Genomic DNA, 25,692 nt, shown 5'->3' with positions numbered 1-25,692 from the left:
TGTCCGCACCTGCCGGGCCCATCGATTCGAGCTGCCATCGCCGTCGGCGGGCCCGGGCGCGCCTGGGGTCAGCCGTGGCCGGAGCGCTGGTGGGACGCCACAGCCAGGGAGAGCGCATCCCCCACCACCGCGATGTCCCCCACCCGGTCGGTGCGGACCACCGTCGTCCCCAGCGCCCTGAGTCCGGCCACTGTCTGCGGAGCCGGATGCCCGTATGGGTTGCCGGTACCGCAGGAGATCAGGGCCAGCCTCGGCCGGAGCCCTGCCATCAACGCCCAGTCCTGGTGCGCCGATCCGTGGTGCGCCACCTTCAGGACGTCCACCCGGCCCAGCCCGGGAGAACCAGGGCCGCCGTAGCGGTCGCCTGAGCCGCCGTAGCTCACCGACTCCGTCTGGCCCTCGGACACTTGCCCCGTGTCGCGCGCTGCTGTTGACGCCGTCCCCGCAGGTGACGGTGGAGCCCGCTCGGCCGGCCGGACCGCCGGCGGCAGGCCGAGGGCGAGCAGGGCCGCCTGCGCCGGGGGTTCCAGGTCGCCCAGCAGGGCTACCCGGATCGGGGCGCGGGGAGGACCGAGGGTGGCGAGGATCGCGATGCTGGAGTTGTTGGGGCCGGTCGCGTCCGGGGCCATTGGCGAGGCCGGCCACACCACTTCCCAGGCGAGCTCGGCACCGGCCGTTCGGCGTTCGCCTCGCTGGGCACGCAACACCGGCACCCGGCCGCCGGCTGCCCAGCGCAGCACCCTGCTCCGCTCGCCGTCCGGCTCGTCCGAGGTGGTCACTTCGATCGCACCGACCGACCGGCCACGTAGAACCCCGGGGATTCCCTCGACGTGATCCGCATGGAAGTGAGTGAGGATCAGGACCGGCACCCTGGTCACCCCGAGATCCCGAAGGCAGGCATCCGCCGACTTGGGATCAGGCCCGGCATCCACCACCACCGCGCTGCCGGGCTCGACCGGCAGCACAGTCATGTCGCCCTGCCCGATGTCGCACATCGCCAACCGCCAGCCCTCGGCTGGCCAGCCAGTCGCCAGCCGAGTCACGGCGGGCGGCCTCAGCAGAACCACCGGCAGCACAACGGCAATCGCGACCACGAGCCACATCCTGGGTCGCCGATGCCTAGGCCGTCGCCCGCCCAGCAGCGGCGGCAGTGCCCAGGCCAACGCGACGATGACCACCACCAGCAGCGCCGAGCCGAACAGTCCGCCGGGCCAGGCGAGTTCAGCACCGGGAAGCTCCGCACCCCTCCGCGCCACGGTGGCCAGCCACCCGACCGGCAACGCGGCAAGGTCCACCAGGAACTCCGCCGCCCCTTTCGACAAGGGCGCCACCGCGAGCGCACCGAACCCGAGCAGGGTGGCGGGTGCGACCGCGATCTCCGCCAGCAGGTTGCACGGAATTCCGACCAGACTGATCCGCGGCGCCAACAGGACGGTGACGGGGGAACAGAAGGCCTGCGCCGCCGCAGTGGCTCCGACCGCCGATGCAAGGTGGTGCGGCCAGCGACGCGCACGCAGCGCGGCCGTCCATCGCGGGCCGAGAATCAGCAGCCCTGCCGTGGCGAGCGCGGAAAGCAGGAACCCGAATGAGCGGGCCAGATAAGGATCCACCAGAACCAGGATCAGCACGGCGCCGGCCAACGTGGGCAGGGCTCGTCTCGGTCTTCCGGTGGCGAGGGCCAGTAGTCCGATCAGGCCGGTGGCGGCGGCTCTGAGAACACTCGGGTCGGGACGGCAGATGGTGACGAACGCCAGCGTCAGCCCCGTTCCGAGCAGTGCTGTCGTACGGAAGGAAAGTCCCAGCAGCCCGGCCAGCCCGCCCCGTCCGGGCGCGTCCGAGTCGGTCGGCGTACCTCCGACCAGGACTGCCAGGACGATGGCCAGATTGGCCCCGCTCACCGCCACCAGGTGCCCGAGGTCGGTGGACCGGAATGCGTCTGCCAGGTCGTCCGGAAGCCTCGTCACATCGCCCACCACCAGTCCCGGGAGCAGTCCGCGCACGTCGGGCGGCAGGTGATCGCAGGCATCGCGAAGCCCCCTGCGGAGCTGGGCGGCAAGGCGTTGCGGAAGGCTGGGAGGTGCGAGGGTCCGGGGCTGGCCTTGCGGGGCGAGCAGGGCCGCCGAATCCGTCCGAGGTCGTGCTTCCGAGCCCGTGGACGGGCTCGCCTGCCGCTCCGGCAACACCTCTGCCTGGAACTCCAATTGAGTGGACGGAACCAGTTGCTGCCACTGCTCCGCGTCCTGAGTCCTGATGAGGAGCGTGACAGGCGTTCTGGTCACTGTGGGCACCGCGTCCGCCTGCTCGGCACCGGCGAGTGGGAGGACGCGGGTAACGAGAGCGGAGATGGTGAGGGTCGGTTGGGAGAGGGCGCTGCCCTTGGTGTGCGCCCCGTGAAACTTGGGGTCACCGGTGATGGTCGCCTCAACGATGATCTCCGGCTTGGCAGTTCGGCCTCCCCCGGAGCGAGGCGGCGCGGACTGCTCGTCCGCATCCGGCGGCTTCTCCAAGCCGCCCGGGGAGTCCGGCTCTCCCCGGGCGGGCGTCAGCGCTGGATGGGCCAGGGCAGGCAGCGGGCCCCGGTGCAGGTCGGCGGTGTGGAGGACTGTGGTGGTCGCCGCCGTTGCGGCGGTGAGCAGGACGGCGGCTGCGAGTCGGTGGATCGAGCGGCGAGGTCCTTTCGAAGTGAAGAGGCCGGAGGCGATCACGCCGCCCATCAAGGCGCTCAGGAGCAGCGCCGGGTGGTGTCTCGCGTCCAGGTCCAGGGCGAGGGCTGTGACCAGCCATGCGGTGATGGCCAGGAGGAGGAGCCGGTAGTCGGTTCGGTCGGGGACGGTGGAGGGCAGGGCCGGCATTGGGGCGCCTCCTCTCGGCATGTTCGTTGGTCGACTTGTTGATTTAGAGGCTGGTGGCGCAACGGAACGGCCATGCCACACCAACCGGGCTGCACGAGGGACCAGCAGTCCCATGTCTGACAGTCGAGTGGTGGGAGACGGCGGGTTGGGCCTGGACAGAGCGTCGGATGAGCGGCCACGTTTCCCTGGGCGGGTAGCGACGCGCGGCTTCGCTCAGCAAGTCGGGAGCTAGTTCATGGGACACCTCCTGGCAGGAAAAGGGTTGGGTGTCAGAGCGTCAGGAGCGGTTTGAGGTCCTCGTACTTTCGGGGGCCGATGCCGGAGACGTGGCGAAGTTGGTCGAGGGACTGGAAGGGGCCGTGTGTCAGGCGGTACTGGAGGATGCGCTGGGCCAGGGCCGGCCCTACGCCGGGCAGTGAGTCGAGCTGCTCGGCGCTGGAGTGGTTGAGGCTGACTGGTCCGGCAGTAGCGGCAGGAGCTCCGCCGGTCGGATTTTCAACACCTACGAGGATCTGTTCTCCATCAGTGAGTGGGCGGGCAAGGTTGAGCAGGCTGGTGTCCGTTCCGGGGATCGGGCCGCCGGCGGCGGTCAGGGCATCGGCGACCCGTGAACCTGCGGGGAGGGTTCGTAGGCCGGGATCCTGAACCTTGCCGGCGATGTCGACGACCAGTGACGGTCCGGCTGGCTGGTGTGTGGGTACTCCTTCCGTCGCACGGTCGGTGGTGGATTCGGTGATGGAAATGGCGGGGACGGCAACGGGGTGTGGCCGGCCCAACCAGAAGTGCTGTGCGGCGTAGCCGATGGCAAGGACGAGGAGGACGGAGAGGCCGATAACAGCGCGGCGGTCGAAGGCGAAGGCTCCGGGAAGCCGGAACCGAAGCGGCAGTCCCGGCTGGTCAACACGGCGGGCCACTCCGACCGGTTCAGGAGCTGACGGGGCATCGGACTGAGGCGGCGGATCCGGATCCGCCTGGAGGTCGGCCCAGTTCCCCAGCGGGGCGTCAGGAACAGGGGGCGGCAGCGAGTCGGCGTCGGATGCGGCGACAGGCGGGTCTCGCTCCGGAATCGCACCGGGCTGAACTGCGGGCAGCCCGACCGTCGGATCGGTGAAGCTTCGAGCGGCCGTACCTGCCGAGCGCGCCGATACTCCGTACATCGCCAGGATTTGCGGCGATGACAGTGCGTACGGTGGATCGGGAGCGGACGTCGCACGTACCACTGCCCGCTCCGGCTCGGGAGCAGCACTGACCTCCGCACGGACCGCGCGCGCTGACACCTCGCCGCTGTCCACTTCGGCTGCCCCTGCGGTCTCCAAAGCCTGGGGCACCGACTCGGCGGTCGGCCCAGGCGGGCCGAGGTCGGCGGGCTGGACGGGCGGGAAGAGCAGACCGAGGCGGGCTCGGGCAGTGGCGACGGTCTGACGGCGGCGGGCTTGGGGTGTGGTGATGGTCCTCATGGCGAGGACAGTAGGACCGGCCTGACGTGCGGTCTGGAAATTGGCCCGCCCCTGTGGATAACTCGGGCCTGTGGATAACTCTCGTCGCTAGGACGAGTGAGTTTCATAGTGCTCAGTGCGGGGATGCGACGAGCGGCGCCACCACGACGGCCAGCAGGCCAGGCCCGACGTGCGCACCGATGACGGCGCCTACTTCGCTGACGTAGAGCTCGTTCACCGCCGGTACCCGCTCCCGCAGCCGCTCGGCCAGCGCCTCGGCCCGCTGCTCTGCGGCCAGATGGTGGACGGTGATGTCCACTGGCTGTGCACCCGCGTGTTCGACGGCAATCTCCTCGAGCCGGGCAATGGCCCGGGAGGCAGTGCGGACCTTCTCCAGCGGCTCGATCCGACCGCCGGACAGGTGGAGCAGGGGCTTCACGGCCAGCGCGGAACCGACCAGCGCCTGGGCGGTTCCGATCCGGCCTCCGCGCCGCAGGTGCTCCAAGGTGTCGACGTAGAAGAATCCGTTGGTGACGTCGGCCCGCCGCGCGGCAGCGGAGACGACTTGGTCCAGATCCGCTTCGGTCTCGGCCCTGTCCGCCTCGGCATCGGTGCGATCGACTGCCGTCCCTGCCCGAGCGGCATCGAGGGCATCGGCGAGTTCTGCGGCGGCCAGCACGCAACTTCCCAGTGCCATGCCGACCAGCCGACTGTCGACCACCCTGACCGGAATCGGCGCCGTGGCGGCGGCCAACTGAGCGGCCTCCGCCGTACCGGAAAGCTCGGCGGACAGGTGGATGGAGACAATTCCCCGCGCACCGGCCTCGGCGGCCGCCCGGTAGGCGGCCGTGAACGTTTCGGGGCTGGGCCGGGAGGTGGTCACCCGGCGCTTGGCTCGCAGGGCCTCGGCGACGTCCTTCGGGGAGATCTCGACGCCTTCCGCGAAGACCTCGTCACCGACCGCAACGCTGAGCGGTACCACCTGGATGCGGTGCCGGTCCACCGCTTCTTGGGGCAGATACGCGGTGGAATCCGTGACAAGTGCGAGGTGGCCGAGCATGAGCCGGAGGTTACCCTCCGGCGGACCAGGATGACAGCGCCCGTCCTGTGACGGTTTGACCTCCATAGCAGCGGGTAACCCTCAGCGCACGGACAGAAACCACTCGTGGCGCGGGGTCAGGGGTGGTTGGGTCCGGCCGGGTTCGGCTTGCGCAGGCGGTCGGCGAGGCGGGAGAGCGGCTCGGCAGCCAACCCCAGCAGTTCTTCGGCGCTGCTCTGGCGTCCGGTACCGATTCCCTTCCGGCGGTCAGCGGGGTGATCGGCGGAGGCAGCGCTCCGGGCACTGGCCGCGGAGACAGAGTCGGCGGCGAATTCGGAGTCACGGTCGGCGGCGGGCTCGGCAGGAGTCCAGTGCCGCAGCGCACCGGCCTCGTCCTGGCATTCCTTACTGAGGCGGGCGAGCTCGTCGTCGGCGAAGCGGCGCATGCGGTCCTGGGCGGCCCAACGCAGGGAGTCCGCGGAGTGCGTGATCCGTTCGGCACGCTCGCGCAGTTCCGGAAGCTTGGCGGTGACCCGGCCGGTCATCGGCTCACGCTCCAGCAGACGCAGTTCCGCGTCGAGTTCGGCGGCGTGCGAGTCGAGCCGGGCAAGGAGCTGGAGCGAGTCGCCGAGCTGGCCATCCTGCGGGAGGCCGCCCTGCAGGACCTGGCGGGTCGAGTCCAGCGCGGTGCGCAGGGAGAGCCGGAGGCCGGCGATCTTTCCCTGGTCACCCGGCTTGGTGATGCTCTTCGCCCTGAGGGCGGCGTTCTCCACTGCCCGCTGGGCGTTGGAGCTGTGCCGATCGACCTTGGCGGCCACGGCCTTCACCGCCTTGACCGTCCCGACCACTGCCATCACCAACAGCGTCACGCCGAGCAGCGCGACCAGCGCTACGACGATACCGAGCGCTTCCATCGGGAGCCCACCTTCCGCCCGTGACAGGCGGCGGTCCGCCGAGTGCGGCCCGCCCTGTCCACCGGTCTCCACCGTAGCTCGGCCCGGCAATGGACAGCAGGCCTTCAACCGCCTGGAGACCTGAGATCAGGGACAGCTCAGGGATTTCCCCCAAGCGATCACCCGGAGACCGCCAGTACGCGCTACCCGTCAAACCATTCACGAAGAACGGAGCCACCTTGTTCGAGGCCTTCCACCGCTTCCAGCCCGTCCGACCAGTCCGACGAATCGGAGGAGCGCAAGGAGCCCGAGGGACCCAACGCATCCCACGGGCCTGGCGCGCCCTCCCCCTCCCCCTTGTCCGGGAACCGGCTCTCCCACCCCCGTGGACGGCGAAGGGCCGGCCACCCCGAATCCGGGGCAACCGGCCCTGCCGATCTGGCGACGCCTCAGCAGAGGTGGCGTCAGCCGGTGACGATGTTCACCAGCTTCGGAGCGCGGGCGATGACCTTGCGCACCTCCGCGCCGCCGATGGCCGCGACCACGGTGGGGTCGGCCAGGGCCAGCACCTCCAGCTCGGCGTCCGAGATGGACGGCGAGACCTCCAGGCGGGCCTTGACCTTGCCCTTGATCTGCACGACACAGGTCACGGTCTCATCGACCACGTAGGCCGGGTCGGCCACCGGGTAGTCGGTGAAGGCCAGCGACTGCTCGTGACCCAGTCGACGCCACAGCTCCTCGGCGATGTGCGGCGCCAGCGGTGCGATCAGCAGGACGATCTGCTCGGCGACCGGACGCGGGGTGGAGCCGCGCTTCACCAGGAAGTTGTTCAGCTCGATGGCCTTGGCCACGGCGGTGTTGAACCGCAGACCGGCCATGTCACCGCGGATGCCGTCGATCGTCTTGTGCAGCGCACGCAGCGTCGCCTCGTCCGGCTCCTCGTCCGTCACCACCAGCTCGCCGGTGACCTCCGAGACGATGTTGCGCCACAGCCGCTGCAGGAAGCGGTACGAGCCGATCACGGCGCGGGTGTCCCACGGGCGGGAGACGTCCAGCGGGCCCATCGCCATCTCGTACAGGCGCAGGGTGTCCGCACCGTACTCGTCGGAGATCTCGTCGGGGGCGACCGCGTTCTTCAGCGACTTGCCCATCTTGCCCGCCTCGCGGCGGACCTGCTCGCCCTGCCAGTAGTACTGGCCGTCGCGCTCCTCGACCTCCGCCGCGGGAACCGGGAAGCCACGGGCGTCGCGGTAGACGTCGGCGGTGATCATGCCCTGGTTGAACAGCTTGTGGAAGGGCTCGACCGAGGAGACGTGTCCCAGGTCGTGCAGCACCTTGTGCCAGAAGCGGGCGTACAGCAGGTGCAGCACAGCGTGCTCGGCACCGCCGACGTACAGGTCGACGCCGCCGGCCGGCTTGTCGGCGGTCGGGCCCATCCAGTAGGCCTCGTTCGCGGGGTCGACGACCGAGCTGGAGTTGACCGGGTCGACGTAGCGCAGCTCGTACCAGCAGGAACCCGCCCAGTTGGGCATGGTGTTGGTCTCGCGGCGGTAGGTCTTCACGCCGTCGCCCAGGTCCAGCTCGACGTTGACCCAGGCCTCGTTGCGGGACAGCGGGGTCTTCGGCGAGGACGCGGCGTCGTCGGGGTCGTAGGTGTGCGGCGAGTAGTCGTCCACCTCGGGGACCTCGACCGGCAGCATCGACTCGGGCAGCGCGTGCATCGCGCCGCTCTCGTCGTAGACGATCGGGAACGGCTCGCCCCAGTACCGCTGGCGGCTGAACAGCCAGTCGCGCAGACGGAAGTTGACGGTGCCTTCGCCGATGCCCTGCTCGGCCAGCCAGGCGGTCACCCGGGCCTTGGCATCGACCACGGGCAGGCCGTTCAGCGACACGCCGTCACGCTCGGAGTTGATCAGCACCGAGTCGTAGGTGTCGAAGGCGTCGTCCCAGGTGTGCGGGTCCTCGCCACGCCCGTCGGTGGGCTGGACGACACAGCGCATCGGCAGGTTGAACGCCTGCGCGAACGCGAAGTCGCGGCTGTCGTGCGCGGGGACGGCCATGATCGCGCCGGTGCCGTAGCCCATCAGCACGTAGTCGGCGATGAACACCGGGATCTGCTCGCCGCTGACCGGGTTGGCCGCGAACGCACCGGTGAACACACCGGTCTTCACCTTGGCGTCGGCCTGGCGCTCCACGTCGGACTTGGCGGCGGCGGCCGCGCGGTACGCGGCGACGGCCTCGGCCGGCGTCGCGGCACCGCCGGTCCACTCCTCGCGGGTACCGGTCGGCCACTCGGCCGGAACGATGGTGTCGACCAGGGCGTGCTCGGGGGCCAGCACCATGTAGGTGGCACCGAACAGCGTGTCAGGGCGGGTGGTGAAAACGGTGACGGTGTCACCGCCGACGCCGAAGTCCACCCGCGCGCCCTCGGAGCGGCCGATCCAGTTGCGCTGCTGCTGCTTGATCGCCTCGGGCCAGTCCAGCAGGTCCAGATCGCTGATCAGGCGGTCCGCGTAGGCGGTGATCCGCATCATCCACTGGCGCAGGTTGGACTTGAACACCGGGAAGTTGCCGCGCTCGGAGCGGCCGTCCGCGGTGACCTCCTCGTTGGCCAGCACGGTGCCCAGACCGGGGCACCAGTTGACCGGCACCTCCTTGGAGTAGGCCAGCCGGTACTCGCCCAGCACCTCGTCGCGCTCGACACCGGTCAGCTCAGCCCAGGCGCGGCCGCCCGGCACCTCGCGCTCGCCGGACTCGAACTGGGCGACCAGCTCGGAGATCGGCCGGGCCTTGTCGGCGTCTTGGTCGTACCAGGCGTTGAAGATCTGCAGGAAGATCCACTGGGTCCAGCGGTAGTACTCGGGGTCGATCGTGGAGATCGAGCGGCGCGAGTCGTGGCCCAGGCCCAGTCGGCGCAGCTGCCGGCGCATGTTCGCGATGTTGTCCTCGGTGGACACTCGCGGGTGCACACCGTGCTGCACCGCGTACTGCTCGGCGGGCAGGCCGAAGGCGTCGTAGCCCAGCGTGTGCAGGACGTTGTGCCCGTTCATCCGCTGGAAGCGGGCGTACACGTCGGTGGCGATGTAGCCCAGCGGGTGGCCGACGTGCAGGCCGGCGCCCGACGGGTACGGGAACATGTCCATGATGAAGCTGTGGGGCTTCGCGGCGACGGCCGACCCGTCGGCCAGCGGGCCGGCCGGGTTGGGGGCGTTGAACGTCCCCTCCTTCTCCCACAGGTCCTGCCAGCGGGACTCGATCTCGGCGGCCAGCGCGGCGCCGTAGCGGAAAGGCTCGGTGGCGGCTTCGGCCGCGCCGGAAGCGGGGGTCGTCTCGCTCATGGTCCTTCAGGCTCCATCGTCATCAGTCAGCGAACAGGCCGTAGAAAGCAGAAAACCCCTCCACAGGAGGGGACGCCACGCCGACTCCGGCACCCAAGCCGGTCCTGGTCAGCGCGGCTGGCTAAGAAGCAGGCGCACAGTTCGCATGGGCTCAGGGTACCGCACCCCTTCAACACCCTTTCGCGTCACCGCGTCAATCCCCCAACCACGCCCGCAATCTCGTCTCGGCGCACTCCCCCGCCCACTCCCGAAGCCACCTTCCCGCCTACCCCGATGCCCCAGCCCATGCCCGCGCCCACTCCCCCGCCCGCACCAGCAGTCCGTCCGCCCACGCCGCCAGTCCGTCCACCTGCTCCGGCAGCCTGGCCGTCCAGGCCCTCGCTACGCCTCCGCCCGCATCGCGGTGTCGAAGTCGCGCAGGGCCCGCGCCACACGGGCGGACTGCATGCCGGCGGCGAGCTGACGGGCCCGGTCGGCGATGCGCTCGGCGTCCTTGCGTTCGCCGGTGCGGCGGTAGGAGTCGGCAAGGCGCACCATCAACAGCGCCTTGACCCGGGCGCGTTCCGCGGTGAGCGTCTCGATCGCGCCCTGCAGCAGGCCGCGGGCCTGCTCGTGCTCGCCGAGCAGCAGGTAGCCCTCGCCGATCATGCCTTCCAGGTCGGCGCGTTCCTGGTCGTGCCCGTCCAGGCCCTCCAGCACCCGGATCGCCCGCTCGGCGACCGCCTCGGCGCTGATCTGCTCGCCCTTGCGGCCGTGCGCGCGGGCGATCCGGCCGAGTTGCAGCGCCCGCTCACAAGGTGTCAGCACGTCGTCGGCGGCCCGCAGCGCGGTGGACAGCATCGCCACCGGGTCCAGACCCCGCCCGCCGGAGTTGTAGGTGGCCTGGACGGCGAGGCAGCCGACCACGCCGACACCGAGCCGGGAGTCGCCCGAGACATGGGCGGCCCGCAGGGCGGCGACGAAGGCTCGCTGCGCTGCGGCGTCGTTGCCCATGTCGTAGTTCGCCCAGCCAACCAGCCGGGCCAGCCTGCTGGCGGCCCCGTACAGCTCCCGGCCGAGCGGCTCGTCGTAGTTGCCGAGCTCCAGCAGCTTCCCCACCATCGCGAGTTCGGCCTTCGCGAGATCAAGGATCAGTCCGCCGCCGTAGGTGCGCTCCAGGCGCTGCTTGGAGTCGTAGGAGAGCCGCAGGTCGGCCAGTTGCTCGGGGGCGATCCGCAAGGCGCCCTCGCCGCCGGTGACGGGCGGTGGCGGGGAGGCCCAGTGCCGGGCCGCCTGCTCCAACTCGTCACCGCGGAACAGGTCGGTGAGCCGCACCGGTGCGCCGTCCGCACCGGCCTCGCGGAGCGCGGTCTGCGCGGTGTCAGCCGTCCACGGGTCGGTCAGCAGCCGGGGCGAGAGCATCTTGGCGCCCCGGTTGGAGCCCATCTGCCCCCACAGCTGCTCGTACGTGACGGCGATGCCGACACTGCGGCCGAGGACCTCGCAGACGGCCTGGTCGTGCGGCGAGCGCGGCACCATGCCCCGGTCGCGCCACTTGTAGGGCGCAGTCGAGCTGATTGCCATGCTGGGCGGCAGCACCGCGTTCACCTCGCGGGCCAGCCGCTCCGGGCTCCATCCCAGCTGGTGGAGTATCCGGGCGAGCTCGTCGTTCCGTTTTCGCGCCAGATCGGCCATGGCACGACGGTAGCCGCCCTGCGCCCCGTGCGGCAGAGGAGGCGGCGGAACGACCGAAGGCCGCCCCTCGCGGGACGGCCTTCGGTCTACTGTGGAGCTACGGAGAATCGAACTCCGGACCTATTGCATGCCATGCAATCGCTCTACCAACTGAGCTATAGCCCCATGCTGTTACTACTTCTACTGCTGTCACCTGCGGTTTTCCTCGCGGTTTCCCTTGGCGACATCGACAACTGTACACGGTCGACGGTCCAGGCCCTAATCCGTTCCGGGCGCACCGCGGCCGGCCCCGGGAACACCGAAGGCCGCCACCCTTTTCGGGTAGCGGCCTCGCGGAACTGCTGTGGAGCTACGGAGAATCGAACTCCGGACCTATTGCATGCCATGCAATCGCTCTACCAACTGAGCTATAGCCCCGCAACACTGACGACCACTCACGGACCATCGGTGCGGAGTGGAGCTAAGGAGAATCGAACTCCTGACCTATTGCATGCCATGCAATCGCTCTACCAACTGAGCTATAGCCCCGCAGTTCCGCGACTCTCGCCTCCGGTTTCCCGTCTGCGTTCCTCGTCGCTGCGAACGAGGAAGACTCTAGCTGGTCAGAGCCGGAACTGTGAAATCCGGGCCGGGAAACCCTCAGGTCCCGCCGCCGACACCGCCTCAGGTCGTGCCTCAGGTCTCGTCGCCGATGACCGGCTGAGGGAGCGTCCCCGCGTTGTGCTCCTGCAGCCGCCAGCCGCGCGCGTCCTGCCCGAGCACCGACCAGCAGCAGTTCGAGAGACCGCCGAAGCGCTCCCACAACTGCGACTCCATGCCCAGCAGTCGGCCGATCATGGTGCGGATGGTGCCACCGTGGCTGACCACCACCAGGGTGCCGCCCTCGGGCAGCTTGTCAACGGCGTCCAGCACCACCGGGACGGCCCGGTCGGCCACCTCGGTGGAGAGTTCACCGCCGCCGCGCCGGACCGGCTCTCCACGGGCCCAGGCCTCGAACTGCTCCGGATACCGCTCCCGGATCTCGGAGTTGGTGAGCCCCTGCCACTCCCCCGCGAAGGTCTCGCGGAGACCCTCGTGGTGGTGCACCTCCAGACCGGTGAGCGAGGCCAGCTCGGCGGCGGTGCGCCGGGCCCTCGTCAGGTCGGAGGAGATCAGCAGGTCGGGGCGGAGCGCGGCGAGCAGGCGGGCGGCCCGCTGCGCCTGGAACAGCCCCTGCTCGGTGAGATCGACGTCAGTGGTGCCCTGGAACCGCGACTCGAGGTTCCAGGACGTCTGGCCGTGCCGCCACAGGACGATGCGCGGCCACGCCGCGGAGCGGCTCAGAGGTCGCCCCCGGAGACGGCGTTACCGGCGGCGTCGGTGACGGCGTTCTCGGGCCGGTTGCGGGTCGCCAGCGCGTCCTCGGGGAGCGGCAGCTCGGGGCAGTCCTTCCACAGGCGGTCGAGCGAGTAGAAGGAGCGCTCCTCGGAGTGCTGGACGTGCACCACGATGTCCAGGTAGTCGAGCAGGATCCAGCGGCCCTCGCGCTCGCCTTCGCGGCGCACCGGCTTGGTGTCGAGCTTCTCGCGCAGCTGGTCCTCGATCTCCTCGGCGATCGCGCGGACCTGGCGGTCGTTGGCGGCGGAGGCGATCAGGAAGGCGTCGGTGATCGACAGCACCTCGCTGACGTCGAAGGCGATGATGTCGTGCGCCAGCTTGTCGGCCGCCGCCTGCGCGGCGACGGTGATCAGTTCCTGGCTTCGGTCGGTGACGGTCACGATGCTCTTCCGGATCGGCTGTGGGGATACCTTCCCAGGATCTCACGAACGCGCCGGGGCCCCGGAGTGATTTCCACCCCGGGGCCCCGACCGCACAACCGGGCCGCCTGAACCAGCCCGCACACCCAGCCCGCACACCCAGGCCGCACAGCCGGCCCTCACACCCACGCCGCGCACCCGCGCCGCGCAGCCAAGCCCTCCAGCCAGGCCGCGCAGCCGGCGGGCTACTGCCCAGGCGTCTGCGGCAGCTGGTAGTCCTTGCCGAGCACCAGCACCAGGTCCGCGTTCTGCGAGTCGGTGACCTTCTTCACCACCGAGTCCGACAGCCCCAGGCTGATGGCCAGGGTGCGCGCCGCATCCTTCTTGGCGTCATCGGTGTACCGGATCTCGGAGGTCGCCTGCGCGGAGGCCTGAGCGGTGGACGGCAGCGGCTCCATGCCCGAGTTGCTGACGATCACCTTTGCGGCCAGCGCCGCCTTGTCGTTGCCGGAGGCGTTGATCACAGTGACGCGGGTGGCGCCACCGGTGCCCTTGGTCGAGCCGAGGGCACCGCCGAGGATGTCCTTCACCTGCTTGCCGGCGGTGGCGTCGTCCAGGGTGCCGTCCGGCTTGACGGTGAGCTGGGTGGTGGCCAGGTGTCCGGCCTTCGCCTGCTTGGAGAGGTTGACCAGGACGCCGGCGAGCGCCTTCTCCGGCAGCGACGGGTCGGGGACGAACATCATCCGGTGCACGTCATCGGTTGCATCCGCCAAGGTGACCGGCATCGCGTTGATCACCCCCGTCATCACCTGCCCGAAGCGGGCGAGTTGGGCATCCCGGCCCTCGCCGGGCGCTTGCAGGGTGGCGTAGTAGACGGCGGCGGGGCCGGTCAGCAGGACGTCCTTGCCGGCGGCGGCGAGCACCTTGCCGTCAGGCTTGTTCTCCTCACGCACCTCGGCGTTGGTGTCCACCTTGATGCCGCCGAGCTGAGTGACCAGCACCTGCAGGTAGGGGGTGTCCAGCCGCCAGGTGCCGGACACCTTGGCGCCCAGCACGGTGTTCAGGCCGTCGCGGGTGGCGGAGAGACCGACGGCGTCCATCGCCTGGCCGACGGTGGTGGTGGTGGTCTCGCCGTTGCTGGGGAGCTGAAGGGTGTCGGGGAGCAGCAGCACGGTCGCCTTCCGCCCGTCCTGGTCGTCGACCAGCAGCGCGGTGGTGACCTTGCCCCCCTTTTCGCGGAGGTGCACCACGTTGACGTACCGTCCGCCGGCCGCATTGGTCGAGTCGTTCGCGCCGGAGAACGCGCCGGACCACCACAGGTAACCCGCCGCTCCGGCCGCCAGTACCGCCAGTACCACCAGCAGCGCGATCAGCCGGTTGCGCAGCCGCCGCCGCCGCTCGGCCCGGACTTCGCTGCGGGACTCGGCGAACTTCAGCCAGTCGATGGCGTCCTCGGAGTCCTCCGTCTGCTCGTCGACGAAGTTGAACTCGCCCGTGGTGTAGGAGTCGTCGACTGCGCTCTTGGCCCGGGCGGCCGCAGCAGCTGCCCGTCCGCCGACCAGTTCGGACGGCTCGGACAGTGCCTCGGCCTCCGGCGCCGCAGCCCGCGCCCGGGGCGACATCCCCGCAACGGTCGGCACGGCGGCCGGACTCACTGACGAGCCCCCCCGCCCGGCCACCCCGGCCTGCGGCGGCACCCGCCCAGCGGTCCCCTGGCCCGCGGCCCCCGGCCCCTCAGCCACCCGGCCGTCGAGCACCTGCCCACCCGGTGCCTGCGCACCCAGCGTCTGCCCCGGCACCTGCGGCTGCTGCTGGTAGAACCCCTGCGCGGGCTGCTGCTGTCCGTAATAGGGGTCCTGGGCCTGCTGCCCGTAGGCGTCGCCCGCCGTCCCTCCGGCTGACGGCTGCCCGGCCCCCTGCTGACCGCCGAACTGCTGTCCGTACCCGTGCTGTTCGAACCCCTGGGCCACCTGGCCGCGCTGCGCGTACCCGGCCTGCTGCCCGTGCCCGGACTGGTCGCCGCCGTACGGGTCCTGTACGTACGCCCCGTGCTGCCCGACCTGCTGTGCGCCCTGCGGGTCGTACCCGCCGTACGGATCGGCCTGCCCGTACGGCTGTTGCTGTGCGTGCCCCTGCTGCCCGTGGCCCGCCTGCTGCCCGTACCCCTGCTGCTGCTCGAATCCGGGCTGCCCGTACCCGGACTGCCCCTGGCCCGCCTGCCCGTACCCGCCCTGGCCGCCGTACCCGGACTGCCCGTGGCCGGACGACCCGTACCCGGTCGACTCGTACCCGGGCTGCTGCTCGAACGCCTGCTGCTCGTAAGGCTGTTGTTCGTACGCCTGCTGCTCATACGGCTGCTCAAACGGCGGCTGCTCGTACGGCGGCTGCTGCTGGTATCCCTGCGGGGGGTGGTATCCGGGCTGCTGCTGGTGGGGCGGTTGGGGCTGGCGGCCGTACCACTGTTCGTCGTCGGACGTTCCGGTCATGCGGTCCCTCCCGGGGATCAAGGCCGGGCCGACGCGTACAGCGCCCGCTTGTGGATGTAACGGACCACGCCGTCCGGCACCAGGTACCAGATGGGTTCGCCCTTGGCGACTCGCATCCGGCAGTCGGTGGAGGAGATGGCGAGGGCGGGCACCTCGACCAGCGAGACGCCGCCGACCGGCAGGCCGGTGTCGGAGAGAGTATGGCCCGGCCTGGTGCAGCCGATGAAGTGCGCGAGGTCGAAGAGTTCCTCGGAGGAGCGCCAGGAGATGATCTGGGCGAGGGCGTCCGCGCCGGTGATGAAGAAGAGTTCGGCGTCGGGGTGCAGGGCCTGCAGCTCGCGGAGGGTGTCGACGGTGTAGGTGGGGCCGTGGCGGTCGATGTCGATCCGGCTGACCGAGAACTGCGGGTTCTCGGCGGTGGCGATCACCGTCATCAGGTAGCGGTCCTCGGCCGGCGAGACCTGCCGGTTGGACTTCTGCCAGGGCTGCCCGGTCGGGACGAAGATCACTTCGTCCAGGTGGAAGGCGCTGGCCACCTCACTGGCGGCCACCAGGTGTCCGTGGTGGATGGGGTCGAAGGTGCCGCCCATCACTCCCAGCCGGCGTCGCCCGCGCGGCGCACTGGCCGGCGCTGGGGTGCCCTGCGCGGCGTCCGTCCCGGAGGTGTCGACCTGCTCTCTCATGGCGCCACACCTTACGCGAACCGGGTGTCCCGGGGATTCCGCCCGTTGCGGGCCCGGGGCACTCCGTGTCCACCCGCCGCGCCGGGCGGCGGCGCGACCGGGTCAGCGGTCGCGGTTGAAGCGGGTGGTGACGAACAGCAGCAGCAGCAGGATGGCCAGCGCCGCGCCACCCGTCAGGAAGGGGTTGAGGCTGTCGTGGTTTCCGCCCTCCTCGGCGAGGACGGCGAGGGCGGGCAGGGCAGCAGAGGTCATGATCGGCGGGACCTTCTCGGCTCGGTGAGGACCAGGCGGTCACGGACCGTGCGGCCCGCGGGGCTCATCGTACGGGGGCCTGACACGCAACCGCGCGGCGGCCCACCGCGTCTGACCACCAGTGAGTCGTCCCTGGCCACCGCCAGGTCGTGGGGCTCATGACCTGGGGCTCACCGGGTCGGGGTTCAGCCCCGCTCGGCCGCCTCGGCGCGGGCCCGCTCGCGCTCGGCGTCGCGCTTGGCGCCGTCGCGGCCGGCCCGGGCGATCGCCCAGATCAGCAGGCCGACTCCGACGAAGGAGGCGATCAGGATGATCCTCAGGAACAGGCCGGGGCCGTTCTCGCTGGAGATCGGTCCGGCGAGCTGGACCAGGTCGGCAGGGGACATCACGGGGCTCCTTTTCGGTACGGCACAGCCAGGGTAGACCCGTTTATCGCCGTTCCCGCCCCCACACCCCGCCCGGACGGTGCGGGCGGACGGCGTACCGTGGCGCCCGGGGACGAGTGCGGACACAGCGACGTTAAGGGAAAGCAGCGGGGGCCGGCCACGGGAGCCGGTGCCGGCGTCGATCCAGGAGGGTACTCAATGACCGACATGACCAAGGGCAACGCGCCGAGCCGCCGCCGCCAGCGGTTCCCGGAGATCTCCACCCGTGCCTGGGAGCACCCGGCGGACCGTTCGGGGCTGGTGGCGCTGCGCAAGCTGAGCGGTTTCGACGACATCCTGAAGAAGCTGGCCGGCCTGGTGTCCGAGCGCAGCGTCCGGCTGCTGTTCCTGGCCACGGCGGTCAAGACCTCGGAGCGCCAGTTCCCGGAGCTGTACGACATGGTGCGGGACGCCGCGTACGTGCTGGACCTGGAGAAGGTCCCGGACCTGTACGTGACCCAGGACCCGAAGGTCAACGCGTACTGCATCGGCATGGACACCCCGGTGATCGTGGTGACCACCGGCCTGATCGAGCTGATGGACGAGGAAGAGCTGCGCGCGGTGATCGGCCACGAGGTCGGTCACGCGATGTCGGGGCACGCGGTGTACCAGACGATGCTGCTGATCCTCACCAACCTGGCGGCCCGGATCGGCTGGCTGCCGCTGGGCAACCTGGCGATCACCGCGGTGATCACCGCACTCAAGGAGTGGTTCCGCAAGGCCGAGCTCTCCAGCGACCGGGCCGGTCTGCTGGCCGGGCAGGACCTGCAGGCGTCGATGCGCGGCCTGATGAAGCTCGCCGGCGGCGCGCACATGGCCGAGATGAACGTGGACGCGTTCCTGGAGCAGGCCGCGGAGTACGACAAGGCGGGCGACCTGCGCGACAGCGTGCTGAAGCTGCTGCAGGTACTGCCGCAGACCCACCCGTTCGCGGTGGTTCGGGTGGCGCAGCTGAAGAAGTGGGCGGAGAGCGAGGAGTACCGCTCGATCATGGCGGGCGCGTACCCGCGCCGCGGTGACGACCCGGACACCTCGATCGGCGCGCAGTGGAAGGCCGCCGCGGACTCGTACTCGCAGTCGGTGAAGGAGAGCAAGGACCCGCTGATGGGGCTGCTGCGCGACCTCACCAACGGCGTCGGCACGGTCGGCGGCAAGCTCCGCGACACCTTCACCGGCGCCGGCCGCACCAACGGCAACGGCAGCAGCGCGGGCACCGGCGAGAAGCAGGACTGACCGGTCCGACAAGCGGCTCAGCGGGTGATCGGCCCGAGCACCCCGCAGGTCTGCCAGGCCGGCCGGCTGTGGTCGGCCGGGTTCACGGCGGGCGGGGTGCTCGGGTGGACGCCCGCCGCGGTGGCCAGCATCGGCTGCAGGTAGTCGCTCTGCACGGTGCCGCAGCCGGTGGGCCCGGCCTGGACGATGGAATCGACCACCCGGACGCGTCCGGCGTCCAGGTCGGCCCGGTCGATGTCGATCCGCACCTCCCGGCGCACCGAGTACAGGGTGACCGAGTGGTCGCTGGTGGTGCCGGCCGGGCGCAGCGCGTAGACCAGGGTGTGGTCGGCGGTGATCTCCAGCGTGCTGGGGTCGAGTTCGCCGACCTGGACGGCGCCGTTGACCTTCACGGTGTCGGTGGCCAGGGCGACCTGCCCGGGGTCGAAGCGCACCATCCAGCCGGTGGCGGCGTGGTGCTGGTCGTCGCGCGGCGTGTTGACGCTGTCGTCGTACTGGGCGAGTTCGCCGGTCGTGAGCAGCTCGCGGACCTGGCCGGTCTCGTTGGCGGTCAGGGTGGCGGGGGTCAGCTCGGAGACCACCAGGTAGTGCTGGACGGAGTCCAGGGCGCGCTGCACGTCCGTCCCGCCGAAGTGCGCGGTGGACGAGGCGGGCGGCATGTTGAAGCCGCCCTGGCCGTCCGCGTAGCCGGTCGGCAGCGCGGCGAACGGGTGGGCGGGGTCGGGGACGGCACCGACCGTGGCGGACGGGCTGAGCGGGGTGACGACCGACGTCAGCTGGGCGCCGCTGGGCGGCACGGCCTGGCCGTGCGGGGAGCTGACACCGAAGTAGACGGCCGCGGCGAACGCCATCGCCACCAGCAGCAGCAGAATCACCGCCTGCCGCGGCAACGACCCGAACCAGCCCCAGCCGCGCATCCGGGTGGCCCGGCCGAACGCGCCGGCCAGCCGCTCCTGCGCGGACAGTTCCTGGATCCGGGCAGCCTTCACGAACGATTCGTCGAAGACGACGGACCGGAACTCGTCATCGTTGGAGCCACCTTCGGGCGTGCCCTCGGGAGGCTCGCGCCGGTCACCCATGAGACCAGGGTAGGCTCGCCCGCCGCGCGCGACGAGAGGGGCGCGGGTAACGAGACCGCCACGACCGGTGATCGGCGGAGCGGCCCGCTCAGCCCGCCGGAACGGCCGCCGTCACGGGCGGCTGCACCGAGGGCGTCGTGCTGGGGCTGCTGGTTCCGCTGGACGGCCGGGCCGGCGATTCGGGGGCGTTGCCGACGCCCCGGTACACGGCGGCGACGGCCAGCGCGACCACACCGATGCCCATCACCAGGGCAAGCACCCAGGCCACCGGCCGGTGCCAGCGCTGCTGGGCGACCGACCCGCCGCGCAGCGGGTCGAAGGCGCGCAGGCGCGAGCGGCGGGTGCGCCGGTGCTGCCGGTCGCCGCCCGACCACGGGTCGGGGTAGAAGCGGTCCTCGTCCAGCCCGCCGGGCAGCGGGCGCAGCTCGAGCGGCAGCACCTCGCTCCCGGAAGTGAACTCGTAGCTCCGGGCCGCACCGGCCTGATCCGGCTCGAACCTGGTCTCGGCGGCGGCGAGTTGCCGCTCCCGGGCGCTCGGCTCGTGCACGGCGGCGGAGCGGACGAAGCTCTCGTCGAAGACCACGGTGGCGAACTCGTCGTCCGCATCACCATGGTCGGCGCCGTCGGAGTACGGCGAGCCCCCCACATCCTCAGCCACGGATTCAATGTATTACCGGCCGGGGCGTTTGTCTGTGGGTCGGGCCGATCGGGTATGTGACGCCCGCGGCATTCAGCTGCCGAAGCCGCCGACGGTCTGCCGGGCCTCGCCGCGCACGTGGCCGTCGCCGGTGACGATGTACTTGGTGCTGGTCAGCTCCGGCAGGCCCATCGGGCCGCGGGCGTGCAGCTTCTGGGTGGAGATGCCGATCTCCGCGCCGAAGCCGAACTCGGCGCCGTCGGTGAACCGGGTCGAGGCGTTGACGGCCACCGTGGTGGAGTCGACGAGCTGGGTGAAGCGGCGGGCGGCGGCCTGCGAGGTGGTGACGATCGCCTCGGTGTGGCCGGACGACCAGCGGCGGATGTGCTCCACGGCGGCCTCCAGCGAGGGCACCACGGCGGCCGCCAGGTCCAGCGACAGGTACTCGGTCCCCCAGTCCTCCTCGGTCGCCGGGACGGCCGTCACGCCGGTGCCCTCGGCGGCCTTCAGCACCGCGTCGTCGCCGTGCACGGTGACGCCCGCCTCGGCGAGGGCGGTCAGCGCGAGCGGCAGGAAGGCGTCCGCGACGTCCTGGTGCACCAGCAGGGTCTCGGCGGCGTTGCAGACGCTGACCCGCTGGGCCTTGGAGTTCAGCAGCACGCCGACGGCCATCGCCAGGTCGGTCTGCGCGTCCACGTACACGTGGCAGTTGCCGGTGCCGGTCTCGATCACGGGGACGGTGGAGCCCTCCACCACCGTGCGGATCAGCGAGGCGCCGCCGCGCGGGATCAGCACGTCGACCAGGCCGCGGGCGCGCATCAGCTCCTGCACCGACTCGCGGCTCTCGCCCGGCACCAGCTGGATCACATCGGCCGGCAGGCCCGCCCCGGCGACCGCCTCGCGCAGCACCTCCACCAGCGCCGTGTTGGAGCGGTACGCGGAACCGGAGCCGCGCAGCAGCACCGCGTTGCCGGACTTCAGGCAGAGTGCGGCGGCGTCCACCGTGACGTTCGGCCGGGCCTCGTAGATGATGCCGACCACGCCCAGCGGCACCCGCACCTGGCGCACGTCCAGCCCGTTCGGCAGGGTGTAGCCGCGCACCACCTCGCCCACCGGGTCGGGCAGGCCGACCACGCTGCGCACGTCGGCGGCGATCGCGGCGATCCGGTCCCGGTTCAGCGTCAGCCGGTCGATCACCGACTCGGCGGTGCCCGCCGCGCGGGCCCGGTCGACGTCCTCGGCGTTGGCGGCGGTGATCTCACCGGCCCGGGCGACCAGCGCGTCCGCGATCGCCAGCAGCGCGGCGTCCTTCACCGAACGCGGCACTGGCGCCAGGGCGGCGGCCGCCTCCCGGGCACGGCGCGCGGCGGCGAGGACGGGGCTGTCGGAGGTGGCGGTGAGGTCGCTCATGGCACCAAGCCTAGCGAGACACCCACCCCGCCCCGGCGGACATTTCGCCCGCTGAGACGCGGCGCCCCGTCCGTCAGTACGGGTGCACCCCGCCCAGCTGCGGCAGCGGTCCACCGAAGCCCTCCGCGACCCGCTTGTGGTACGTCGGGCGGTCCACCACCTCCAGGCCGACGATCTCCCACGCCGGGAGCTTCGCGCTGGCCTTGTGCTCGCCCCACAGCCGAAGCGCGATCGCCGCCGCGTCGTGCAGGTCCCGCGCCTCTTCCCAGTACCGGACCTCGGCGTGGTCGGCGGCGTAACGGGCCGTCAGGAAGAAGGAATGGTCGTGCGCCAGCTTCTCCAGCGCCGCCCGCAGCTCCGGCAGCGGCGTCGCCGCCCCGGCCACACTCAGCACCACGTGCCACAGCCGGCCCTGCTCCGGCTCCCGCACGCCCTCCTGCTCCTCGACGCCCCGGCCGCCCTCGATGCTGGTGAGCCGCCGCTCGGACGTCCCCGGCAGCGCTTCCTCCCGCCTGCGAACCACCGGCGGCCTCCCATTCAGCGTGTCGCGCGGGCCCCCCGGCCCGCTGCTCCCACCCCCCGTACCGGGCCCGCCGCCCGCGCTCAGCCGCGCAGCACGACCAGGTCGTCGCGGTGGACGACCTCGCGTTCGTACGCGGCACCGAGCTCCTGGGCCAGTTCTCGCGTGGACCGGCCGAGCAGACGGGGCAACTCCCTCGCATCAAAGTTGACCAGTCCGCGGGCGACGATGTGACCGTTTTCGCCAAGAAGGTCGACCGGATCACCCGCGGTGAACTCCCCGTCCACCCCGGTCACCCCGGCCGGGAGCAACGACTTCCCGCCGTGCACCACCGCCGCCACCGCCCCGTCGTCCAGGGTCAGCGTGCCGCGCGGCGTGGACGCGTGCTCCAGCCACAGCAGCCGGTCCGCGGAGCGGCTGCCGGTACGCAGGAACAGCGTGCCGGTGGGCCGGCCGGCCAGCGCGTCGGCCGCGTGGCTCGCCGCCGTCAGCACCACCGGGATGCCCGCACCGGTGGCGATCCGGGCCGCCTCCACCTTCGTCACCATGCCGCCGGTGCCGACGCCCGCCTTGCCGGCGCTGCCGACCTCCACCCCGGCCAGGTCCGCCGGGCCGCGCACCACGTCGAGCCGGCTGCTGCCGGGCTTCGACGGGTCGCCGTCGTACAGGCCGTCCACGTCGGACAGCAGCACCAGCAGATCTGCCCGCACCAGGTGCGCCACCAGCGCCGCCAGCCGGTCGTTGTCGCCGAACCGGATCTCGGCGGTGGCCACCGTGTCGTTCTCGTTGACGATCGGCATCGCGCCCATCGTCAGCAACTGCTCCAGCGTCCGGAACGCGTTGCGGTAGTGCGCCCGCCGGCTGGCGTCCTCCGCGGTCAGCAGCACCTGCCCGACCCGCACCCCGTACCGCGCGAACGACGCCGTGTAACGGGCCACCAGCAGGCCCTGCCCCACACTGGCCGCCGCCTGCTGCCGGGCCAGGTCCTTCGGCCGCTTCTCCAGCCCGAGCGGCGCCAGACCGGCGGCGATCGCACCCGACGAGACCAGCACGATCTCCGGCGCGTCCTTGCCCGTCCGCGACTTCGCCAACGCGTCCACCAGGGCATCCACCCGGTCCGCGTCCAGCCCGCCGGCAGCGGTGGTCAGCGACGACGATCCGACCTTCACCACGATCCGCCGCGCCGAGACGACCTCCTCGCGGAGCAACTGATCCACCATCAGTCCGACCCTTCCGACACGACGTCCTGTACGCCCGCAATGTAGCCATTCGGCAGACACGGTACGAAATCGGCGCAAGGCGTGAGACGGAAACCGCACCACCAGGGGCGCGTGGGGGTACCTCCCGGCCCGCTGGGGTCTGTCCGGCCGATCTTGCCGGGCGCCCGACGCCGCGCGCTGATCCGACAAGATCGACCGGACAGACCCTGGGGCTGGGGGAGAACCGCGCGCAGCGGAAGGCACCAAGCAACAAGGTCGCGCCCCCGACAATCACTTGCCGTTGATCGCGACCTTGCTGACAGCCACTCTTTACTGCTCCAGCTGCTCCCGGCCGGAGCTGAGCGCCTCGAAGTCGAGGTACTCCTGCTCCGCCGAGTCCCGCCCGCGCTGCTTCTCGCGGCGGCGGTCGACCGCCGGCCGCTGGGTCTCGAAGCGGTGGTCCTCGCCGCGGCGGCCGAGCATCTCCGCGCCGGCGGCCATGGTGGGCTCCCAGTCGAAGACCACGGCGTTCTCGTCGGGGCCGATGATGACGGTGTCGCCCTCCTTGGCGCCGACCTTCCAGAGCTGCTGCTCGACGCCGAGGCGGGCGAGCCGGTCGGCGAGGTAGCCGACGGCCTCGTCGTTGGCGAAGTCGGTCTGGCGGACCCAGCGTTCGGGCTTGACGCCGCGGATGCGGAACGCGCCGTCCTCTTCCTCGATGGTGAAGCCGGCGTCGTCCACGGCGGTCGGGCGGATGACGATCCGGGTGTTCTCCTGGACCGGCTTGGCGGCGCGCGCGGCGGAGACGATCTCGGCCAGCGCGTAGGAGAGTTCGCGCAGGCCCTTGTGGGCGAGCGCGGAGACCTCGAAGACCCGGTAGCCGCGCTCCTCGAGCGAGGCGCGGGTGAGGTCGGCGATGTCCTGGCCGTCCGGGACGTCGATCTTGTTGAGGGCGACCAGTCGGGGCCGGTCCTCGAGGCCGCCGTACTGGGCGAGTTCGTCCTCGATGGTCTCGAGGTCGGTGAGCGGGTCGCGGCCCGGCTCCAGGGTGGCGCAGTCGAGGACGTGGACGAGCACCTCGCAGCGCTCGACGTGCCGCAGGAACTCCAGGCCGAGGCCCTTGCCCTGGCTGGCGCCGGGGATCAGGCCGGGCACGTCGGCGATCGTGTAGACGGTCTCGCCGGCGGTCACCACACCGAGGTTGGGGACGAGGGTGGTGAACGGGTAGTCGGCGATCTTCGGCTTGGCCGCGGAGAGCACCGAGATCAGCGAGGACTTGCCGGCGCTCGGGTAGCCGACCAGCGCGACGTCGGCGACGGACTTGAGCTCCATCACGATGTCGCGGGCCTCGCCGGGCTCGCCGAGCAGCGCGAAGCCGGGGGCCTTGCGGCGGGCGGAGGCGAGCGCGGCGTTGCCGAGGCCGCCGCGGCCGCCCTGGGCGGCGACGAAGGTGGTGCCGTGACCGACCAGGTCGGCCAGCACGTTGCCCTGGCGGTCGAGGACGACGGTGCCGTCCGGGACGGGCAGGACCAGGCCCTGGCCCTCGGCGCCGGTGCGGTGGCCGCCCGCACCGGGCTTGCCGTTGGTGGCCTTGCGCTTGGGCGAGTGGTGGTACTCGAGCAGGGTGGTGACCTGCGAGTCCACCACCAGGGTCACCGAGCCGCCCTCGCCGCCGTTGCCCCCGTCGGGGCCGCCGAGCGGCTTGAACTTCTCGCGGTGCACGGAGGCGCAGCCGTGGCCTCCGTTACCCGCGGCGACGTGCAGTTCGACGCGGTCCACGAAGGTGGTCATGAGTGCCTCCTGTGCGAAAGAAAAAGGTGTTCCTGAGGTAAAGCGCAAAGGGTGGGCCCGGATAGTCCCGGCCCACCCTTCACAGCGAGTCTGTGCAGACTCAGGCCTCGACGGCCACGATGTTGACGACCTTGCGGCCGCGACGGTTGCCGAACTGGACGGCACCGGCGGTCAGCGCGAACAGGGTGTCGTCGCCGCCACGGCCGACGTTGGCGCCCGGGTGGAAGTGGGTGCCACGCTGGCGGACGATGATCTCGCCGGCGGAGACGACCTGACCGCCGAAGCGCTTCACGCCGAGGCGCTGGGCGTTCGAGTCACGACCGTTGCGAGTGGAACTCGCACCCTTCTTGTGTGCCATCTGGCTATCCCCTTTCTAGGAAGACCGCAGTAAGTGTGATTACTTGCTGACCGAGTCGATGCTGGTGATGCGCACCGCGGTGTGCTTCTGGCGGTGGCCCTGACGACGGCGGTAGCCGGTCTTGTTCTTGTAGCGCAGGATGACGATCTTGTCGCCCTTGGTCTGGTCGACGACCTCGGCGTGCGCCTTCACGCCACCGAGCACCCACGGGTCGGAGGTGACGGACTCACCATCGACGACGAGGATGGTCGAGAGCTCGACCGAGTCACCCGGCTTGGCGTCAATACGGTCGATCTCCAGCACGTCGCCCACGGCGACCTTGTGCTGGCGGCCGCCTGCGCGAACGATCGCGTACATGCGGTACCTACTTTCCTAACTCGGTCGGAACTCCCGATGCCAGCGGCCTGGGTATGGACACAGGCTGCCTCCCCCGGAAAGAGCCGGAACCGGCTCTCATTCGGGAGGTGAAGTGCTCAGGAGCATGGCGTCAACACGCCGAGGGTCAAGAATACGGACCGGTCCAGCCGAAGACAAACCGGGCCGTGCGCGGGGGGGGGGGGGGGGGGGGGGGGGGGGGGGGGGGGGGGGGGGGGGGGGGGGGGGGGCGGGCGGGGGCGGGGGGGGGGGGGGCGGGGGCGGCGGGGGCGGCGG

At 71.2% G+C, this 25,692-nt stretch carries 21 protein-coding genes and 3 tRNA genes; 1 reads left to right on the top strand and 23 read right to left on the bottom strand.

Features of this window, described 5'->3' with window-relative positions:
- Positions 1-68: 68 nt before the first annotated feature.
- The 15 genes from ACGFWJ_RS10210 to ACGFWJ_RS10140 form a co-directional block, all read right to left on the bottom strand.
- The gene (locus ACGFWJ_RS10210) at positions 69-2,852 is read right to left on the bottom strand and encodes a ComEC/Rec2 family competence protein (RefSeq protein WP_392947301.1); all 2,784 of its coding nucleotides are present in this window, start codon (positions 2,850-2,852) and stop codon (positions 69-71) included.
- Positions 2,853-3,121: 269 nt separating this feature from the next.
- Entirely contained in the window at positions 3,122-4,309 is a 1,188-nt protein-coding gene (locus ACGFWJ_RS10205; protein WP_392947299.1) for a helix-hairpin-helix domain-containing protein, read from the bottom strand.
- A gap of 112 nt (positions 4,310-4,421) precedes the next feature.
- Positions 4,422-5,348, bottom strand: a complete 927-nt coding sequence (locus tag ACGFWJ_RS10200; protein ID WP_392947296.1) for a DegV family protein — start codon at positions 5,346-5,348, stop codon at positions 4,422-4,424.
- Between the two features lie 116 nt (positions 5,349-5,464).
- The gene (locus ACGFWJ_RS10195) at positions 5,465-6,241 is read right to left on the bottom strand and encodes a hypothetical protein (protein WP_387643117.1); all 777 of its coding nucleotides are present in this window, start codon (positions 6,239-6,241) and stop codon (positions 5,465-5,467) included.
- Positions 6,242-6,684: 443 nt separating this feature from the next.
- Complete coding sequence (gene leuS, locus ACGFWJ_RS10190) at positions 6,685-9,558, bottom strand: leucine--tRNA ligase (protein WP_392947294.1); 2,874 nt, start codon at positions 9,556-9,558, stop codon at positions 6,685-6,687.
- 381 nt (positions 9,559-9,939) lie between these two features.
- Positions 9,940-11,232 carry a tetratricopeptide repeat protein gene (locus tag ACGFWJ_RS10185; RefSeq protein WP_392947291.1) on the bottom strand — a complete coding sequence of 431 codons (1,293 nt, stop codon included), beginning with the start codon at positions 11,230-11,232 and terminating at the stop codon, positions 9,940-9,942.
- 92 nt (positions 11,233-11,324) lie between these two features.
- Positions 11,325-11,397, bottom strand: a tRNA-Ala gene (locus tag ACGFWJ_RS10180).
- Positions 11,398-11,576: 179 nt separating this feature from the next.
- A tRNA-Ala gene (locus ACGFWJ_RS10175) sits at positions 11,577-11,649 on the bottom strand.
- Between the two features lie 38 nt (positions 11,650-11,687).
- Positions 11,688-11,760: transfer RNA gene (locus tag ACGFWJ_RS10170), tRNA-Ala, on the bottom strand.
- Positions 11,761-11,907: 147 nt separating this feature from the next.
- The gene (locus ACGFWJ_RS10165; protein WP_392947971.1) at positions 11,908-12,555 is read right to left on the bottom strand and encodes a histidine phosphatase family protein; all 648 of its coding nucleotides are present in this window, start codon (positions 12,553-12,555) and stop codon (positions 11,908-11,910) included.
- Positions 12,552-12,989, bottom strand: coding sequence for a ribosome silencing factor (rsfS, locus tag ACGFWJ_RS10160; protein ID WP_387643114.1), 438 nt, complete (start codon positions 12,987-12,989; stop codon positions 12,552-12,554). The genes ACGFWJ_RS10165 and rsfS overlap by 4 nt, the downstream gene beginning before the upstream one ends.
- A gap of 224 nt (positions 12,990-13,213) precedes the next feature.
- Positions 13,214-15,454 carry a LytR C-terminal domain-containing protein gene (locus ACGFWJ_RS10155; protein ID WP_392947288.1) on the bottom strand — a complete coding sequence of 747 codons (2,241 nt, stop codon included), beginning with the start codon at positions 15,452-15,454 and terminating at the stop codon, positions 13,214-13,216.
- A gap of 17 nt (positions 15,455-15,471) precedes the next feature.
- Complete coding sequence (nadD, locus tag ACGFWJ_RS10150) at positions 15,472-16,137, bottom strand: nicotinate-nucleotide adenylyltransferase (protein ID WP_392947286.1); 666 nt, start codon at positions 16,135-16,137, stop codon at positions 15,472-15,474.
- 102 nt (positions 16,138-16,239) lie between these two features.
- Positions 16,240-16,389, bottom strand: a complete 150-nt coding sequence (locus ACGFWJ_RS10145; protein WP_387643111.1) for a hypothetical protein — start codon at positions 16,387-16,389, stop codon at positions 16,240-16,242.
- 185 nt (positions 16,390-16,574) lie between these two features.
- The gene (locus ACGFWJ_RS10140) at positions 16,575-16,775 is read right to left on the bottom strand and encodes a hypothetical protein (RefSeq protein ID WP_387643110.1); all 201 of its coding nucleotides are present in this window, start codon (positions 16,773-16,775) and stop codon (positions 16,575-16,577) included.
- A 198-nt stretch (positions 16,776-16,973) separates the two neighbouring features.
- Between ACGFWJ_RS10140 and ACGFWJ_RS10135 the strand changes: the two genes are divergently transcribed.
- Positions 16,974-18,047: a M48 family metallopeptidase gene (locus ACGFWJ_RS10135; protein ID WP_387643109.1), complete on the top strand. Its 1,074-nt coding sequence runs from the start codon at positions 16,974-16,976 to the stop codon at positions 18,045-18,047.
- 17 nt (positions 18,048-18,064) lie between these two features.
- Here ACGFWJ_RS10135 and ACGFWJ_RS10130 read toward each other — a convergent pair whose 3' ends face one another.
- From ACGFWJ_RS10130 to rplU, 8 genes are all read right to left on the bottom strand, one after another.
- Positions 18,065-19,126, bottom strand: coding sequence for a hypothetical protein (locus ACGFWJ_RS10130; RefSeq protein WP_392947284.1), 1,062 nt, complete (start codon positions 19,124-19,126; stop codon positions 18,065-18,067).
- An 88-nt stretch (positions 19,127-19,214) separates the two neighbouring features.
- Positions 19,215-19,784: a hypothetical protein gene (locus ACGFWJ_RS10125; RefSeq protein ID WP_387643107.1), complete on the bottom strand. Its 570-nt coding sequence runs from the start codon at positions 19,782-19,784 to the stop codon at positions 19,215-19,217.
- A gap of 72 nt (positions 19,785-19,856) precedes the next feature.
- Positions 19,857-21,173, bottom strand: a complete 1,317-nt coding sequence (locus tag ACGFWJ_RS10120; protein WP_392947281.1) for a glutamate-5-semialdehyde dehydrogenase — start codon at positions 21,171-21,173, stop codon at positions 19,857-19,859.
- Positions 21,174-21,246: 73 nt separating this feature from the next.
- A complete protein-coding gene (locus ACGFWJ_RS10115) occupies positions 21,247-21,696 on the bottom strand; it encodes a hypothetical protein (protein ID WP_392947278.1) in 450 nt (149 codons plus the stop codon).
- Between the two features lie 80 nt (positions 21,697-21,776).
- A complete protein-coding gene (gene proB, locus ACGFWJ_RS10110; RefSeq protein ID WP_392947275.1) occupies positions 21,777-22,913 on the bottom strand; it encodes a glutamate 5-kinase in 1,137 nt (378 codons plus the stop codon).
- 309 nt (positions 22,914-23,222) lie between these two features.
- Positions 23,223-24,683 carry a GTPase ObgE gene (gene obgE, locus ACGFWJ_RS10105; RefSeq protein ID WP_392947272.1) on the bottom strand — a complete coding sequence of 487 codons (1,461 nt, stop codon included), beginning with the start codon at positions 24,681-24,683 and terminating at the stop codon, positions 23,223-23,225.
- Positions 24,684-24,783: 100 nt separating this feature from the next.
- A complete protein-coding gene (rpmA, locus tag ACGFWJ_RS10100; protein ID WP_014135732.1) occupies positions 24,784-25,041 on the bottom strand; it encodes a 50S ribosomal protein L27 in 258 nt (85 codons plus the stop codon).
- Between the two features lie 39 nt (positions 25,042-25,080).
- The gene (gene rplU, locus ACGFWJ_RS10095; protein ID WP_099899174.1) at positions 25,081-25,398 is read right to left on the bottom strand and encodes a 50S ribosomal protein L21; all 318 of its coding nucleotides are present in this window, start codon (positions 25,396-25,398) and stop codon (positions 25,081-25,083) included.
- Between the last annotated feature and the right edge of the window lie 294 nt (positions 25,399-25,692).

It is taken from the genome of Kitasatospora sp. NPDC048407, assembly GCF_043200475.1.
Taxonomy (GTDB): Bacteria; Actinomycetota; Actinomycetes; order Streptomycetales; family Streptomycetaceae; genus Kitasatospora.
This window is presented reverse-complemented; position numbering and strand designations above follow the sequence as displayed.

Excerpts from the sequence above, each read along its gene's own strand:
- ACGFWJ_RS10195 (WP_387643117.1), bottom strand. The coding sequence starts at position 6,241 with ATGGAAGCGCTCGGTATCGTCGTAGCGCTGGTCGCGCTGCTCGGCGTG.
- ACGFWJ_RS10130 (WP_392947284.1), bottom strand. The coding sequence starts at position 19,126 with ATGGGTGACCGGCGCGAGCCTCCCGAGGGCACGCCCGAAGGTGGCTCC.
- rpmA (WP_014135732.1), bottom strand. The coding sequence starts at position 25,041 with ATGGCACACAAGAAGGGTGCGAGTTCCACTCGCAACGGTCGTGACTCG.
- ACGFWJ_RS10120 (WP_392947281.1), bottom strand. The coding sequence starts at position 21,173 with ATGAGCGACCTCACCGCCACCTCCGACAGCCCCGTCCTCGCCGCCGCG.
- ACGFWJ_RS10185 (WP_392947291.1), bottom strand. The coding sequence starts at position 11,232 with ATGGCCGATCTGGCGCGAAAACGGAACGACGAGCTCGCCCGGATACTC.
- obgE (WP_392947272.1), bottom strand. The coding sequence starts at position 24,683 with ATGACCACCTTCGTGGACCGCGTCGAACTGCACGTCGCCGCGGGTAAC.
- leuS (WP_392947294.1), bottom strand. The coding sequence starts at position 9,558 with ATGAGCGAGACGACCCCCGCTTCCGGCGCGGCCGAAGCCGCCACCGAG.
- rplU (WP_099899174.1), bottom strand. The coding sequence starts at position 25,398 with ATGTACGCGATCGTTCGCGCAGGCGGCCGCCAGCACAAGGTCGCCGTG.
- ACGFWJ_RS10205 (WP_392947299.1), bottom strand. The coding sequence starts at position 4,309 with ATGAGGACCATCACCACACCCCAAGCCCGCCGCCGTCAGACCGTCGCC.
- ACGFWJ_RS10145 (WP_387643111.1), bottom strand. The coding sequence starts at position 16,389 with ATGACCTCTGCTGCCCTGCCCGCCCTCGCCGTCCTCGCCGAGGAGGGC.
- ACGFWJ_RS10135 (WP_387643109.1), top strand. The coding sequence starts at position 16,974 with ATGACCGACATGACCAAGGGCAACGCGCCGAGCCGCCGCCGCCAGCGG.
- nadD (WP_392947286.1), bottom strand. The coding sequence starts at position 16,137 with ATGAGAGAGCAGGTCGACACCTCCGGGACGGACGCCGCGCAGGGCACC.
- proB (WP_392947275.1), bottom strand. The coding sequence starts at position 22,913 with ATGGTGGATCAGTTGCTCCGCGAGGAGGTCGTCTCGGCGCGGCGGATC.
- ACGFWJ_RS10210 (WP_392947301.1), bottom strand. The coding sequence starts at position 2,852 with ATGCCGGCCCTGCCCTCCACCGTCCCCGACCGAACCGACTACCGGCTC.
- ACGFWJ_RS10140 (WP_387643110.1), bottom strand. The coding sequence starts at position 16,775 with ATGTCCCCTGCCGACCTGGTCCAGCTCGCCGGACCGATCTCCAGCGAG.
- ACGFWJ_RS10200 (WP_392947296.1), bottom strand. The coding sequence starts at position 5,348 with ATGCTCGGCCACCTCGCACTTGTCACGGATTCCACCGCGTATCTGCCC.
- ACGFWJ_RS10155 (WP_392947288.1), bottom strand. The coding sequence starts at position 15,454 with ATGACCGGAACGTCCGACGACGAACAGTGGTACGGCCGCCAGCCCCAA.